This is a genomic window from Duganella flavida, from assembly GCF_009857445.1.
GTDB classification, from domain to species: Bacteria; Pseudomonadota; Gammaproteobacteria; order Burkholderiales; family Burkholderiaceae_D; genus Rugamonas; species Rugamonas flavida.
Genome location: NZ_WWCN01000009.1, coordinates 226,958 through 240,434 on the forward strand (window position 1 = coordinate 226,958; position 13,477 = coordinate 240,434).

The 13,477-nt window shown below is 62.1% G+C and carries 11 protein-coding genes; 6 read left to right on the forward strand and 5 right to left on the reverse strand.

Annotated elements, in window-relative coordinates:
- Window positions 1–70 precede the first annotated feature (70 nt).
- From GTP46_RS16060 to GTP46_RS16070, 3 genes are all read left to right on the forward strand, one after another.
- Entirely contained in the window at window positions 71–1,825 is a 1,755-nt protein-coding gene (locus GTP46_RS16060; RefSeq protein WP_161007639.1) for an ABC transporter transmembrane domain-containing protein, read from the forward strand.
- Window positions 1,815–3,593: an ABC transporter ATP-binding protein gene (locus tag GTP46_RS16065; protein ID WP_161007640.1), complete on the forward strand. Its 1,779-nt coding sequence runs from the start codon at window positions 1,815–1,817 to the stop codon at window positions 3,591–3,593. The genes GTP46_RS16060 and GTP46_RS16065 overlap by 11 nt, the downstream gene beginning before the upstream one ends.
- Before the next feature lie 180 nt (window positions 3,594–3,773).
- The gene (locus tag GTP46_RS16070; protein ID WP_371869676.1) at window positions 3,774–5,834 is read left to right on the forward strand and encodes a tetratricopeptide repeat-containing diguanylate cyclase; all 2,061 of its coding nucleotides are present in this window, start codon (window positions 3,774–3,776) and stop codon (window positions 5,832–5,834) included.
- On the opposite strand, the gene GTP46_RS16075 is transcribed toward GTP46_RS16070, so the two are convergent.
- Both GTP46_RS16075 and GTP46_RS16080 read right to left on the reverse strand, forming a co-directional pair.
- Window positions 5,835–6,107 carry an apolipophorin gene (locus GTP46_RS16075; protein WP_161007642.1) on the reverse strand — a complete coding sequence of 91 codons (273 nt, stop codon included), beginning with the start codon at window positions 6,105–6,107 and terminating at the stop codon, window positions 5,835–5,837.
- A 65-nt stretch (window positions 6,108–6,172) separates the two neighbouring features.
- A complete protein-coding gene (locus tag GTP46_RS16080; protein WP_161007643.1) occupies window positions 6,173–6,625 on the reverse strand; it encodes a hypothetical protein in 453 nt (150 codons plus the stop codon).
- A gap of 138 nt (window positions 6,626–6,763) precedes the next feature.
- Between GTP46_RS16080 and GTP46_RS16085 the strand changes: the two genes are divergently transcribed.
- Window positions 6,764–7,792: a M29 family metallopeptidase gene (locus GTP46_RS16085; RefSeq protein ID WP_161007644.1), complete on the forward strand. Its 1,029-nt coding sequence runs from the start codon at window positions 6,764–6,766 to the stop codon at window positions 7,790–7,792.
- On the opposite strand, the gene GTP46_RS16090 is transcribed toward GTP46_RS16085, so the two are convergent.
- On the reverse strand, window positions 7,789–8,715 hold the full coding sequence (locus GTP46_RS16090; RefSeq protein WP_229258971.1) for a LysR family transcriptional regulator: 927 nt from the start codon (window positions 8,713–8,715) through the stop codon (window positions 7,789–7,791). The genes GTP46_RS16085 and GTP46_RS16090 overlap by 4 nt on opposite strands.
- A 99-nt stretch (window positions 8,716–8,814) precedes the next feature.
- On the opposite strand from GTP46_RS16090, the gene GTP46_RS16095 reads away from it, so the two are divergent.
- Window positions 8,815–9,654: a phytanoyl-CoA dioxygenase family protein gene (locus GTP46_RS16095; protein ID WP_161007645.1), complete on the forward strand. Its 840-nt coding sequence runs from the start codon at window positions 8,815–8,817 to the stop codon at window positions 9,652–9,654.
- A complete protein-coding gene (locus GTP46_RS16100) occupies window positions 9,654–10,469 on the forward strand; it encodes a sugar phosphate isomerase/epimerase family protein (RefSeq protein ID WP_161007646.1) in 816 nt (271 codons plus the stop codon). The genes GTP46_RS16095 and GTP46_RS16100 overlap by 1 nt, the downstream gene beginning before the upstream one ends.
- Here GTP46_RS16100 and GTP46_RS16105 read toward each other — a convergent pair.
- Entirely contained in the window at window positions 10,460–12,382 is a 1,923-nt protein-coding gene (locus tag GTP46_RS16105; RefSeq protein ID WP_161007647.1) for a CHASE domain-containing protein, read from the reverse strand. The genes GTP46_RS16100 and GTP46_RS16105 overlap by 10 nt on opposite strands.
- Window position 12,383: 1 nt before the next feature.
- Window positions 12,384–13,469 carry an HD-GYP domain-containing protein gene (locus GTP46_RS16110; protein ID WP_161007648.1) on the reverse strand — a complete coding sequence of 362 codons (1,086 nt, stop codon included), beginning with the start codon at window positions 13,467–13,469 and terminating at the stop codon, window positions 12,384–12,386.
- Window positions 13,470–13,477 lie beyond the last annotated feature (8 nt).

A 13,477-nucleotide genomic window follows, 5' to 3' on the forward strand; every position in this document is an offset into this window, starting at 1 on the left:
AATGTCCGTTTGACAGAGCTGACCCCGAATTTTGTGTATCCTAGCGGGCTACACGCATTCCCGAGGCAACATGTCTAATCTCTCTCGGCTGATCGGCGGCTTTGTCCGCCAGCACAGCCGCGCCTATCTTCTTTCCGGCGCCATGCTGACCGGCGTGGCCGTCCTCACCATCTGGGTGCCGCGCAAGGTCGGCGCCATGATCGACGGTTTGGCCAATCACACGCTGTCCGGCAACGCGCTGCTGATGGAAATCGGCTCGCTGCTGCTGATCGGTATCGGCATCTATTTCCTGCGGGTTGCCTGGCGGCAGATTTTGTACGGTGCTGCCTATAAACTCGGCGTCTCGCTGCGCACCCGCCTCTACACTCGCATGACGCTGCAAGGTCCCGCTTTCTACCAGCGCCAGCGTACCGGTGATTTGATGGCGCTCGCCACCAACGATATCGACGCCATCGAGATGGCCGCCGGCGAAGCCATGCTGGCCGGCTTTGATGGCGCCCTCACGCTGGTGATGGTGCTGGGTGTGATGCTGCTCGGCGTCGACTGGCGTTTGGCTTGCATCGCGCTGCTGCCGTTCCCGCTGATGGCGTGGGCGTTCTGGTATATCTCGGGACATATCCACACCGCGTCCACCGATTCACTCAAGCGCTTTAGCGCGCTCAATGATCATGTGCAGGAGACCTTATCCGGCGTCCGCACTTTGCGCGCACTGGGTCTTGAACAGCGCAGCGCCAAACAATTTTCCGAGCTGGCCGGTAAAGCTTCCGACGCCAGCCTGCGCGCGCAAGTGTGGGAAGCCGCCTACGAGCCAGCCGTCGGCCTGACGCTGACCGCCGCCAGCGGTTTGACGCTGGGCCTCGGCGGCTATCTGGTCTGGAATAACCAACTGACCATCGGCGCACTGACCGCGTTCACCATGTATCTCGGTCAGTTGATCTGGCCAATGTTCGCCGCCGGCTGGGTGCTGTCACTAATCGAGCGCGGACGCGCCGCGTGGCAGCGCCTCCAACCAATGTTGGACGCGCCGCTCGCCATCGACGATCACGGTACGCTCACCTCCGTGCCCGCCGGCCCGCTCACGCTGCGTGGCATCAGCTACGCCTACGCCGAACAAAGCACGCCAGCCATCAGCGATATCACCTTGACGCTGCAGCCCGGCCAGACCCTCGGCCTGGTCGGTCCCACCGGCAGCGGCAAGTCAACGCTGCTGCGCGTGCTGCTGCGCCAACTGACGCCGCAACACGGCGAGCTGCAATGGAGCGGCCATGCGCTCGACCAGTACACGCTGCACGCGCTGCGCGCAGCCATCAGCTGGGTGCCGCAGGAGTCCTTCCTGTTCTCGGCGTCGATTGCGGACAATATCGCCCTCGCCTGCCCGGACGCCACGCGCGCGCAAGTGGAACACGCGGCCAATCTCGCCGCCATCCACGACGATATCCGGCTGTTCCCGCAAGGGTACGACACCCAGGTCGGCGAGAAAGGCATCACGCTGTCCGGCGGCCAGCGCCAGCGCGTCGCCATCGCCCGCGCGCTGTTGGCCGATAACGATTTGCTGCTGCTCGATGACGCCCTCTCCGCCGTCGATACCGGCACCGAAACGCGCATTCTCCAGCATCTCGAAGAGCTGCGCGAAAAACGCAAAGGCCGCAGCGCAGTCATCGCCAGCCATCGCCTCAGCTCCGTGGTCAGCGCCGATGTAATCATCGTGCTGCGCGACGGCCGCATCACCGAAACCGGCAATCACGAACAACTGCTCGCACTGGACGGCTGGTACGCCAGCCAGTGGCGCTATCAACAATTGGAAGCCAGTCTCGATGAAGCCTGAATATCAATCCACATCCGGCCAGATGCGGCAGGCCATCGACCTGCTGCACCGCGCCGCCCGCCCCGACCAGCACCATCTCGGCTGGGCCATCCTATGGCTGGCCCTCGCCGCGCTGCTGGAAGTGATGGGGCCCATCATGGGCAAGGCGCTGATCGACGAGCACCTGCTGCCGCACCATCTCGACTGGCCGCGCATGGCCGGCCTGCTGGCCGGCGTGGTGCTGACCGGCTGGATCGCCAGCGGCTTGCGCTACCTGCAGCTGGTACGCTTGTCTGGCCTCGCCATGCGTTCGGTGATGCGCTTGCGCGAGATGGTCTACACCCACGTGCTGCTGCTGCCGATGGCCTTCTTCGACCGCGCCATCACCGGCCAGCTGGTGTCGCGCGTCACCAACGACACCGAAGCGGTAAAGAGCCTGTACATCCAGGTGCTGTTCGTGATGCTCGATTCAACCATCGTTTTAATCGGCACCATGTGCGCGATGGCGTGGCTGGACTGGCGCCTGATGCTGATCGTACTGGCCCTGCTGCCGGCGGTGCTGCTGATCGTCTGGCTGTACCAGCGCTGGAGTGCGCCGGCCGTCACCCGCGCCCGCGCACTCCGCAGCGAGATCAATGGCCAGATGGCGGAATCCATCGGCGGCATGAGCGTCCTGCAAGCCAATAATGCCGAGCAGCGTTTCGGCCAGCGCTTTGCCAGCACCAACCAGGACCACTACACCGCGCGCCTGTCCGAGCTGCGCGCCAATGCGTGGCTGCTGCGCCCAGCGCTGGACCTGTTCAACATCATCCTGCTGGGCGCCGTGATTTTCATGTTCGGCCACCGCGAGATGACGGCCACCGAAGTCGGCATCTTGTATGCCTTCATCAGCTATCTCGCGCGCGTGATTGAGCCGCTGATCCAGATCACCATGCAGTTCAGCCAATTGCAGCAATCAGTAGTGGCCACCGCGCGCGTGGCGACGCTGCTGGATGAAGGCGCGGCGCAGGAACACACGGACCATGCGGTGCACGCCGAAGCGGCCAACGACAGCAACGCTCCCGCCGTCGCCATCCGCCATCTCAACTTCGCCTACAACGAAGGCCAGCCGGTGCTGCATGATTTGTCGCTCGATATTCCGCAGGGCGATTTCGTCGGCATCGTCGGCCACACCGGCAGCGGCAAATCGACTTTGCTGTCGCTGCTGCTACGCTTTTATCCAGCGAAGCACGGCAGCATCATGGTGCACGGTATGCCGCTCGATGCGATCGACAACGAACGCTTCCGCGCCGAGTTGGGGCTGGTGCCGCAGGACCCGTTCCTGCTGGCCGCCTCCGCGCGCGAGAACATCGACATGGGCCGCGGCCTGACGCAAGCACAAATCGAAACCGCCGCCCGCGCCGCCCACGCGCACGACTTCATCGCCGCGCTGGACCAAGGCTACGACACGCCGCTGGGCGAAGGCGGTTCGCGCCTGTCGGTCGGCCAGAAGCAGCTGATCGCCATCGCCCGCGCGCTGGCCGGCACGCCGCGCATCCTGCTGCTGGACGAAGCCACCTCGCACATCGATTCGCAAACCGAGCAAATCGTGCAGCAGGCGCTGGATGAACTGCGCGGCAAGGTGACGGTGATCGCGATTGCGCACCGCCTGTCGACCATCCGCGACGCCAATCGCATCATCGTTCTGAATCATGGCCGCATCGCCGAAACCGGGCCGCACGAGCAGCTGATGCAGATCGACGGCGGCTTGTATCAACGTCTATATCTTTTGCAACAATTGGCAGCCTGAGGGCTGGTAAAAGGCCGCTGGAGGCCAGTAAATCTGTGCATTTTGCGCAAAAATTAAGCTAGCTTGAGGCTTTCTCGTCTGCAACAGGCATATAATTGTCTAGACATTGCAAGGCACTCCGGGGGCGTCAAGTTGGCAGGTTCTAGAAATGGCGGATGGTGGCAAACGAAACGGCGGGCCTTGGTTGTCGCCGTCGCGTTGACGCTGGCCCCTGCTCTGGCGCTGGCCCAGGCCACGCTCGACGACCGCATCCTCGACATCCGCGAGCAAAGCCGCTTCGTGCCAGACAAGGCGCTGGCGCAGCTGCTCAAACTGCAGCCGGAACTGGCTGCCGCACCGTCCAACACCCGCGCCGAATTCCTCAGCCAGATGAGCGCCGCGCGCATGCGCCTCGGCCAGAACGACATCGCCATGGAGACGGCCGAACAGGTCATCTCCTTCGGCAAATCGCTGCACGATAACGCCATCGTCGCCAAGGGCATGCTGGCCAAGGCCTATGTGCTGTCGGCGCAGGCCGATGTCGAAACAGCGCACCGCATCGCCTTCGACGCCGAGAAGCTGGCGCTCGCCACCACCGACACTGCGCTCAAGGTGCAGGCCACCATCACTGCCGGGCAAAGCTACGCGGAGCAAGGCAACTTCCCTGCAGCGCTGGTCAAGCTGCAGCACGCGGTCGACATGGCGCGTCCGCCGACGGGTGACGCCATCAGCCTGGTGGCGGCGCTGAATGCGCTGGCCACACTGCACGTGCAGATGAAGGAGTACGAGAGCGCTTCCGAAACACTGGACGAGCTGCTGGCAGAAACGGAAAAACTCAAATCGCCCGGCCGCATGTCAATGGCGAAGAATACCGAGTACGCGCTGTCGATCGATTCGGGGCAGCCGAAGCGCGCCTTGCGCGCGCTGCTGCAAAGCCTGGACCTTGAACGCAAGATGGGCGCCGAACGCATGGTCGGCATCACGCTGGTCAACCTGGCCGACAGCTACCTGAAAGAGCACGACTACGCACGCGCTGCGCAGTACGCGCAGGATGCGCTGCGCTCCACCGAGCAGACCAAGGATAAATCCGCCGAGGCGACAGCGCGCATCAACCTCGGGCAGGCTTACCTCGGCATGGGCCGGCTGGCCGAAGGCAAGAAGCATTACGAAGCCGGCATGACGCGCTACGAGCAGGAAAACAACCGGCCCGATTTACAAGCGGCCCTGCGCGAATATGGCGAAGCGCTGGAACGCGCCGGTGACCTGGCCGGTGCAGTATCGGCTTATCACCGCGAGCGCGCGATCTCCAATGAGCTGTTTGAAAAGCGCCGCCAGCAAGCCATGCTGGAACTGCAGGAAAAATACGAGACCGAGAAGAAGCAGCGCCAGATCGAACTGCTAAGCCGCGAGAACCAGGTCAAAGGTACGGAAATCGACAACCGCCGTTTGCAGCAGCGCGTGTGGTGGCTGCTGGCGTTGGTGTTTGCGCTAGCCGCTGCGGTGGTCGGGCTGTTGTACCGCAAGGTGCGGCACACCAACGCGCAGCTGGAGGTGAAGAACCTGGAACTGAAAGCACAGTCCACGCTCGATCCATTGACCTCGCTGTACAACCGCCGCCACTTCCAGGAATTCATGCGCGGCTTGAATATGCAGGAAAAGCGTTCCGACGATATCGTCGGTGCGCTGTTCCTGCTGGACGTCGACCACTTCAAGCATATCAACGACAACTACGGCCACGCGGCCGGCGATGCGGTACTGAAGATGATCGCCGAGAACCTCCGCATCGCGCTACGCGAGACCGACATGATCGTGCGCTGGGGCGGCGAAGAATTCCTCGCCTTTCTGCCGGCCATACCGCGCCATGGCGTGGATGAAGTAGCGCGCCGGATTTTGACGGGCATCTCGTCACAGTCGTTGAAATACCAGGAGCACCAGATTTCGGTGAATGTGTCGGTGGGCTTCTCGCCGTTCCCGCTGGTGCCGGGCGGCGAGCCGCTGCCTTGGGAGCGCGCGGTGAATCTGGTCGACATGGCGCTGTATCTGGCCAAAGCGCATGGCCGCAATCGCGCTTACGGTGTACGCGGTTTCTCAAACTTCCACCTGACTTCAATGGAAGTGATTGAGCAGGACCTGGAACGCGCGTGGCGCGGCGGCTTTGTGGATTTAAGCGTGGTGCTGGGCGGCGATCCGGGCACACACCCGACCACGCCGACCGAGCACACCAACGTGGTCTCCATCAAGCAGGCCACGCAGAAGCACTGATTATTTTTTCTCGTCTTTTTTCGAATCGCGCTCGTCGGCAGCGGCCTCGATCTTCTGGCCCGCCTCCTCCAGCTTGCGACCGGCTTCCTTGCTGGCTTCGTTGAGTTTATCGCTGGCGCGCTGGACCGAGTTATCCAGCTTCTGGCCAGCCTGCTCAGTGGCTTGATCCAGTTTGCGACCCGCGCGTTCCGCCGGACCGGCTTCGCTCGGATCTTTCTTCTGACAACCGCCCAGCAGCGCCAGCGCGGCCAACATCATCACCAGATAACGCATAAAATCTCCTGAAAGAATGAGTTCTTTCCACGAGCATACAACGTCCCGGCCACCGGCAGCGCACGTTATTCGGCGACGATTTTCTTTGGCGGTGCTGGCGGCGCGAAGTCGATGGTTTCGGATTGGGGCGCGCTGTCGAGGGCGTCGGATTTTTCCAGCCAGGTCATCAGCTTTTCCATGCGGCGAATCAGGATGCCTTTGTTGCTGATGTAGCCTACTTGCTCGAAATTCTCCGGCTTGCTGACCATCTTGGACACGGTCGGCAGGTTTTCCGCCAGCCGTTCAAACGCCTTGCGCGCTTTTTGCTCCCATTTGACGAGGTTGGACTCGTTGAAACGGTTGCTTTCGTAGTAGATGGTTAAGGTTCTGTCATGGTTGCCATAGCCGACGATAGCCGCGCCCATGCGCACGGCATCCAGCACATCACCCTTGATCGCCGCGGTCGGCACAAACAACGCTGCGCGCCCGGTGATATCCGGTCGCTCCAGCGGCAAATCCTGTCCCATTAATACGGTCATCTTGCTTCCTGTTGTTATTGCCATGAAGTTGCTGGTAGGCTATTTTTTAATTCTATATCGCTGTTCAGGGCATTACAAGGAGAAAGCGCAGGCAGGCCACCCCTTATAATGCAGGCTGATCCATCTGAGCCACGCATTATGACGTCCACCCTGCCCCCATCCACAGTCGATAGCGCCGAACGCAACCTGCGCGACACCCTGAACCACGCCATCGAGCACCGGGCGCCGCATGCCGCGCTGATCGTCTATGACACCCGCACCGAGCTGAATCGCGTGCTGACCGAGGCCTATCGCCGCGTGGTGCCGGATGCACAGTTCATCGATTTCGACAGCGTGGAACCGGCTGCGATCCTGGCTATTTTCGAGCGCATGCAGGCTGGTGATCTGGTGGTGCTGGTACAGTCGAGCAGCTTCCGCATGGACGCCTACCGCATTCGCATTGAATTGTTCAAGCGCGGGCTGAAGGTAATCGAGCATGTGCACTTATCGCGCATGCCCGGCGAGCAGGGACTGCATTACATCGATTCGCTGGCTTATGACCCGTCCTACTACCGTGGCGTGGGCCATGCATTGAAGGCGCGCATCGACAACGCGCAGCAGGGCGTGGTCGATAGCGGCAATGGCGAGCGGCTGGTATTTGCCTCGCCGTTCGAATCGGCCAAGCTGAATATCGGCGATTACAGCGGCATGACCAATGTCGGCGGCCAGTTCCCGCTGGGTGAAGTGTTCACCGAGGCGCAGGATCTGGAAGCGGTGAGTGGACGCGCGCGCATCTTCGTGTTTGGCGATACCAAATTCATGGTCAATCGTCCTGAAACGCCGATCACCATCATCGTCGAAAAAGGCCGTGTGGTGGGGACGGAAAACAGCACGCCGGAGTTTGAGAATATGCTATCCATCATCCGCGAGCATGAAGGTGAAGTATGGCTGCGTGAACTGGGCTTCGGCATGAACCGCGCGTTCTCACGCGAACGCATGGTGGACGACATTGGGACCTATGAACGCATGTGCGGCATCCACCTGTCGCTGGGCGCCAAGCATGGCGTCTACACCAAGCCCCAGCTCAAACGCAAAGACGCCCGCTTCCACATCGACGTCTTCGCCGTCACCGAAGGCGTCTACCTCGACGACCAGCGCGTCTACCAGAACGGCGCCTGGCAGATCTAAACTTTAGCCGCCCCAAGTTCTCGGTCCCACGGCGGGACCGGGTGGTATTCGGCGATCAGGAAGTCGATCAGGGCACGCACTTTCGGCGACGTTTTGCGGCTGGCAGGGTATAAGGCGCTCAGATGGTTCAGTGGCAGCTCCCAATCGCTCAGAACTGGCACCAGCGTGCCCTCTTTCAAGCTGCGCCACGCTAAGAACGTGGTGTTGTAGACGATGCCCAGTCCGCGCTGAGCGGCTTGGTGTAGCACTAGTCCATTGTTGGCGGTGAAGGCAACGGGGACGCGCACGGTTTGCTGCTCTTCGCCGCGCGTGAAGTGCCATTGGGTGCCGTCGGTCAGGTGGCTGAAGTGCAGGCAGCGGTGCTGCTGCAAATCCTGCGGCGTTTGCGGTACGCCGTACCGTGCCAGATAAGCTGGCGATGCACACAGCACGCCGCGGCACGGCGCCAATGGCCGCATCGCCAGCGCATGCACGTCCGGTATCCCGCCCACCCGTATCGTCAAATCAAAACCATGCTCAATCGGATCGAGCAGCGCATCGTCTACGTACAGCATCGGCTCCAGCTTCGGATGCAGCAGCGCGAAGCGCGCCACGGCATCGGCCAGCCACTCGCTGCCGAAACTCGACGGCGCCTGTATCCGCAACGGCCCGGCCAGATCATCGCCGGTTTGCGCCACCACCCGCGCCGCTTCCTGCGCTTGCGCCACGGTCGCCATGCACGGCGCCAGATACGCTTGCCCAACGTCGGTCAAACTCACCTCGCGCGTGGAGCGATGCAGCAGGCGCGCTTGCAGTTTCTCTTCCAGTTGCAGGATATGTTTGCTGACCATCGCCCGCGTTAGTCCAAGGCGTCGTCCGGCCTCGCTAAAACTGCGCTGCCGTGCCACCTCGACAAAAATCTCCATTGCCCGTAACTGATCCATGATCCGATTGTCTTCATTTCAGCGACAATGTGTCAACCTTTTTCCGATGTCAGTCGCTGTAAAATGGCACGCATCGAATATCCCATGATGGAGCCGGAAATGCTGACAGAAGCACAAAAACAACAATATCAACGCGATGGTTTCATCGTTATCCCCGGCTTCAAGAGCCCTGAAGAAATCGCCGCCCTGCGCGCCCGCGCTGCGCAGATTGTCAACGATTTCGATCCTGCCACCCAATCCGGCATCTTCAGCACCATCGAGCAGGAAAAGACCACCGACGACTATTTCCTCGGCTCCGACAACACCATCCGCTGCTTCTTCGAGGAAGAAGCCTTCGGCCCGGACGGCCAGCTGAAACAGGCCAAGGAACTGTCGATCAACAAAATCGGCCACGCCATGCACGATCTCGATCCAGCCTTCCGCGCCTTCACGCAAGACGCCCGCCTTGAAGAACTGGCGCGCGAAATCGGCCTGTCCGATCCCAAGGTCTGGCAATCGATGTACATCTTCAAGCAGCCCGGCATCGGCGGCGAAGTGCGCTGGCACCAGGACGCCACCTACTTCGACACCGATCCAGTCAGCGTCACCACCTTCTGGTTCGCGCTGGAAGACGCCACGCTGGACAACGGCTGCATGTGGGCCGAACCGGGCGGCCATCGCGGCCCGATGCGCGAACGCTTCCTGCGCAACGGCGACGACGTGCGCATGGAAAAACTCAGCGACATGCCATGGCCCGACAACAGCACCGCCGTGCCGCTCGAATGCAAGGCCGGTAGCCTGGTATGCTTCCACGGCCTGCTGCCGCACTACAGCGCGCCGAACCGCTCGCCGGTATCGCGCCACGCCTACACGCTGCACGTGACCGACGGCGCGACGAAGTACTCGCCGCAAAACTGGATCCAGCGCGACGACAAGCTGCCGGCGCGAGGCTTCCTGTAATGCAGATTCAAATCTTCGCCGCCCACTGGGGCCACCACGAACTGGCACCGCAAGTCTTCATCGACCGCGCCAAGGCCGCCGGCTTTGACGGTATCGAAATGTCGCTGCCGCTGGACGCCGCCGCACGCGACGACTGGACCAGCCGTATCGCCGACGCAGGTTTGGCGCTGATCGTCGGCCAATGGGAGACTGTCTTCCACAAGGATTTCGCACCGCACAAGGCCGCGCTGGCCGAACTGCTGCACAACGCCTGCGCCGCCAAGCCGCTGCACATCAATTCGCAGACCGGCAAGGACTTCTTCACCCCGCAGCAAAACCGCGAACTGCTTGACCTCGCCGACGACATCTCGCGCCAGCACGACGTGCCGATTTATCACGAGATCCACCGCAGCCGTTTCAGCGGCCATCCGATGCTGTTGCTGCCTTACCTGCAGCAGATGCCCAACCTGCACCTGACTGCCGACCTGTCCCACTGGTGCTGCGTGTGCGAGACGCTGCTGGAAGACCAGCCGGAAACGCTGGCCAAAACGCTGCCGCATGTGCGTCACATCCACGCCCGCGTCGGTCATGCACAAGGTCCGCAAGTGGCCGACTTCCGCGCGCCGGAATCGCAGGCCGCGCTGGAAGCGCATTTGTCGTGGTGGGATGAAGTGATACGCCTGCGCCGCGAAGCCGGTGCCGAGCGCATGACGCTGACGCCAGAATTTGGCCCGGTGCCATACACGCAAACGCTTCCTTACACGCAGAAGGAAGTATCGAACGCGTGGGAACTGAACGTCGCCATGCTGGCACTGCTGCGCCAGCGCTACGCCTGAAGCTTGTCTTCCTCCAGCCAAAGCGGCAGCACCAGCGTCACGCTGGTGCCTTCCGCCGGCACCGACTCCACGCGAATGGTACCCTTCAAGACGCCGGTGACAATGTTATAAACAATATTCATCCCCAGTCCTGAACCGCCCTGCCCCATCTTGGTGGTGAAGAAGGGATCGAAGATTTTATGCAGCACCAAGTCGGTCATGCCGACGCCGTTGTCCTTCAATTGCAGCAGCACCAGGTCGGGTCCTTCGCGGCGCGCACTAATCAACAGCGTACCGCTTTCGCGTCCATCGAAACCGTGCAGCAGCGCGTTGCCGATCAAATTGCTCAGCACCTGGCTCAAGCTGCCGGGATAAGAATCGAATACCAGGTCGGCCGGCACATCCACCGTCACCACGCAGCCGGCGCGCCGCAACTGCGCCGCGTAGGTGGCCAGCGTATCGTGCAGCACTTCGTCCAGCCGGAAGCGGCGCCGGTGGCCGCTGGCCTGGTCCACCGCCACTTGCTTGAAGGAGGTGATCAAGTCCGCCGCCCGCGTCAGGGAACTGCTCATGATGTCGCAGGCCTTGCGCGCATCGCTCATGTGCGCTTCCAGCGCCGAGCGTTTCAGGCCGCCGTCCGCTTTCAGGCGACGTTCGAAATCACGCACCATGTCGCCCAATGCGCTGGCGGTCAGCAGGCTGTTGCCGATCGGCGTATTCAACTCGTGCGCCACGCCCGCCACCAACGCGCCCAGCGACGCCATTTTCTCCGAGGTTTGCAAGTTGGTCTGCGCCTGCTTCAGCGTCGCCACCACCCGCGATAAATGATTGCGCGCTTGTTCCACATTGCTCTTCTGGAGTTCCAGTTCTTTCAGACTGAATTCCAGTCCATGCCGCGCATCCGATTCGCGCCGGTTGGTCACCAGCAGCGCCGCGATCAGCGCGGAGATGATGACGCCGGCGATACCGATCAACACCACCGGCAGCTGCGAACGGCCATAACGCGAGCCGGAACGCCCTTCAAATTTGATGACCCAGTTGCGCTGCCCAATCGGCAGCACGGTGCTGGTACCCAGTCCCGGCACCGGGTCGGCCCGCTCCTGGTGCGACTCCACCTGCCCGTCGCTGTCATACAGCAGCGTGTCGACGCCGGGTGCAGGCGGCTGGCCGGTCTGGAAGCCGGCATCCTCGATGCGCACGTGCAGGTGCTCCAGCAGCGCGGGATCGATGATCTCGCGCATCAAGGTATTCATGCGGAACACGATGGCGACAAAGCCCACCAGCGCCTCGCGCCGCTGCGCCGTGGTATCCAGCGGCAGGTCGTTGCGGTACACCGGCGCGCGCGCCACAAAGCCCGGCTCTCCGGTCACGTCCTGCACCAGCGTAATGCGCTCGGTGGCGACGATTTCGCCGCTGTCGCGCCCCATATCCAACGCCTTCTGGTGCGGCAGCAGCGCACCGAGATCAAGCCCGAAAGCGTTCTCGTTACCCTTGAGCGGCTCGGTGTATTCAATGATGTAGTGCGTCGGACGCACGCTGGCCGGGTGCACGTGGAAGTTCGGATAGCCGGCGGGATCGACGCTGGTGTCGCGCTTGACCCGTGCCACAAACGCCGGCAGCTCCGCATCCGGCACCAGCCGCACAAATTGCAGCGCCTGGAAACCGGGATAGCGGCGATCGATTTTCAACTCGGTGACAAAGCGGTGGAAATGCAGGCGGTCGATGCGGTCGTTGACCGCGTACACGCCACGCATGCCGTGCAGCGTATCGAAATAGATTTGCATGCGGTTCTGCGTATCGCGCGCCACCTTCTCGGCGTCGCGCTGGAAGCCGGCTTGCACTTGCAGCTTCTGCTGCTCTTCCATCACAAAGTAGCAGGTCCAGGCAGTCAGGCAGATCCCGACACAGAAAGCCAGGTAGCCGCGCCCGCGCATATCAGTGGGCCGGATCGCTGTAACGTTCGGCGATGGACATGAACTCTTCCTCCACCGTCAGCATGGCGTCGACCACATCGGGGTCGAAATGCTCGCCGCTTCCCTGCCGTATCATCTCCATTGCGGTTTCGTGGGTAAAGGCCGGTTTGTAGACGCGCTTGGAAATCAGCGCATCGTAGACGTCGGCCACCGCCATCAGCCGCGCCGACATCGGGATGGTGTCGCCAGCCAGGCCTTGCGGGTAGCCGGAGCCGTCGAATTTTTCCTGGTGCGAGTAGGCGATCTCGCGCGCGTAGCGCAGGAAGGTGTTGGTGTAGCCCAGCGCACTCTCGACGTTGACGATGGCGTCGCGGCCATACACCGTGTGCTTCTTCATGATCTCGAATTCGTCGTCGGTCAGGCGCTCCGGCTTGAGCAGGATGGCGTCCGGGATCGACACCTTGCCGATGTCGTGCAGCGGCGCGGCCTTGAACAGCGCCTTGATATTAGCGTCGCTCAGCTCTTCCTCGAAGCGCTTGTGCGATTGTAGCTGGCGCGCCAGCGCCACCATGTAGTGCTGCACGCGGCGCAGGTGATTGGCGGTTTCATACTCGCGCGTTTCGGCCAGCGAAGCCAGCGCCCAGATCATCGCATCCAGCATCTGGCTCAATTCCAGCGTGACCTCTTCCACCACGTCTTCCAGCAGATTGCGCTGCTGCTTGAGCAGTTCGCGCGAATGGCGCAGCTGCAGATGGGTGTCGACGCGCGCGCGCAGCACGTCGGCGATTACCGGCTTGGCTACCGTATCGGCGGCGCAAGCGTCGAAGGCGCGCTGCTCGTCGGCCTCGCGTTGCAGGATGATGACCGGGATGCCGGCCGTGTCGGGACTGGATTTGAGCTGCTGGCACAGGCTGTAGCCGTCGATCTGCGGCAGGTGGGCGTCAGCCACCACTAAGTGCGGGCGCGGCACGTGCTGCATGATGTCCAGCGCCGCGCGGCCGCTGTTGGCCAGCCGGACTTCGTACTGATCCTCCAGCATGCCGTTCATCAGGATCAGCTGGTCCGTAGCTTCATCGACGATCAGTACGATGGCCTTTTTGACATTCATCTGCCGCC

Bases quoted from the DNA above. Each gene is read 5' to 3' on its own strand.
- GTP46_RS16065 (WP_161007640.1), top strand. From the start codon at position 1,815: ATGAAGCCTGAATATCAATCCACATCCGGCCAGATGCGGCAGGCCATC.
- GTP46_RS16110 (WP_161007648.1), bottom strand. From the start codon at position 13,469: ATGAATGTCAAAAAGGCCATCGTACTGATCGTCGATGAAGCTACGGAC.
- GTP46_RS16085 (WP_161007644.1), top strand. From the start codon at position 6,764: ATGACGTCCACCCTGCCCCCATCCACAGTCGATAGCGCCGAACGCAAC.
- GTP46_RS16090 (WP_229258971.1), bottom strand. From the start codon at position 8,715: ATGGATCAGTTACGGGCAATGGAGATTTTTGTCGAGGTGGCACGGCAG.
- GTP46_RS16075 (WP_161007642.1), bottom strand. From the start codon at position 6,107: ATGCGTTATCTGGTGATGATGTTGGCCGCGCTGGCGCTGCTGGGCGGT.
- GTP46_RS16060 (WP_161007639.1), top strand. From the start codon at position 71: ATGTCTAATCTCTCTCGGCTGATCGGCGGCTTTGTCCGCCAGCACAGC.
- GTP46_RS16100 (WP_161007646.1), top strand. From the start codon at position 9,654: ATGCAGATTCAAATCTTCGCCGCCCACTGGGGCCACCACGAACTGGCA.
- GTP46_RS16095 (WP_161007645.1), top strand. From the start codon at position 8,815: ATGCTGACAGAAGCACAAAAACAACAATATCAACGCGATGGTTTCATC.
- GTP46_RS16105 (WP_161007647.1), bottom strand. From the start codon at position 12,382: ATGCGCGGGCGCGGCTACCTGGCTTTCTGTGTCGGGATCTGCCTGACT.
- GTP46_RS16080 (WP_161007643.1), bottom strand. From the start codon at position 6,625: ATGACCGTATTAATGGGACAGGATTTGCCGCTGGAGCGACCGGATATC.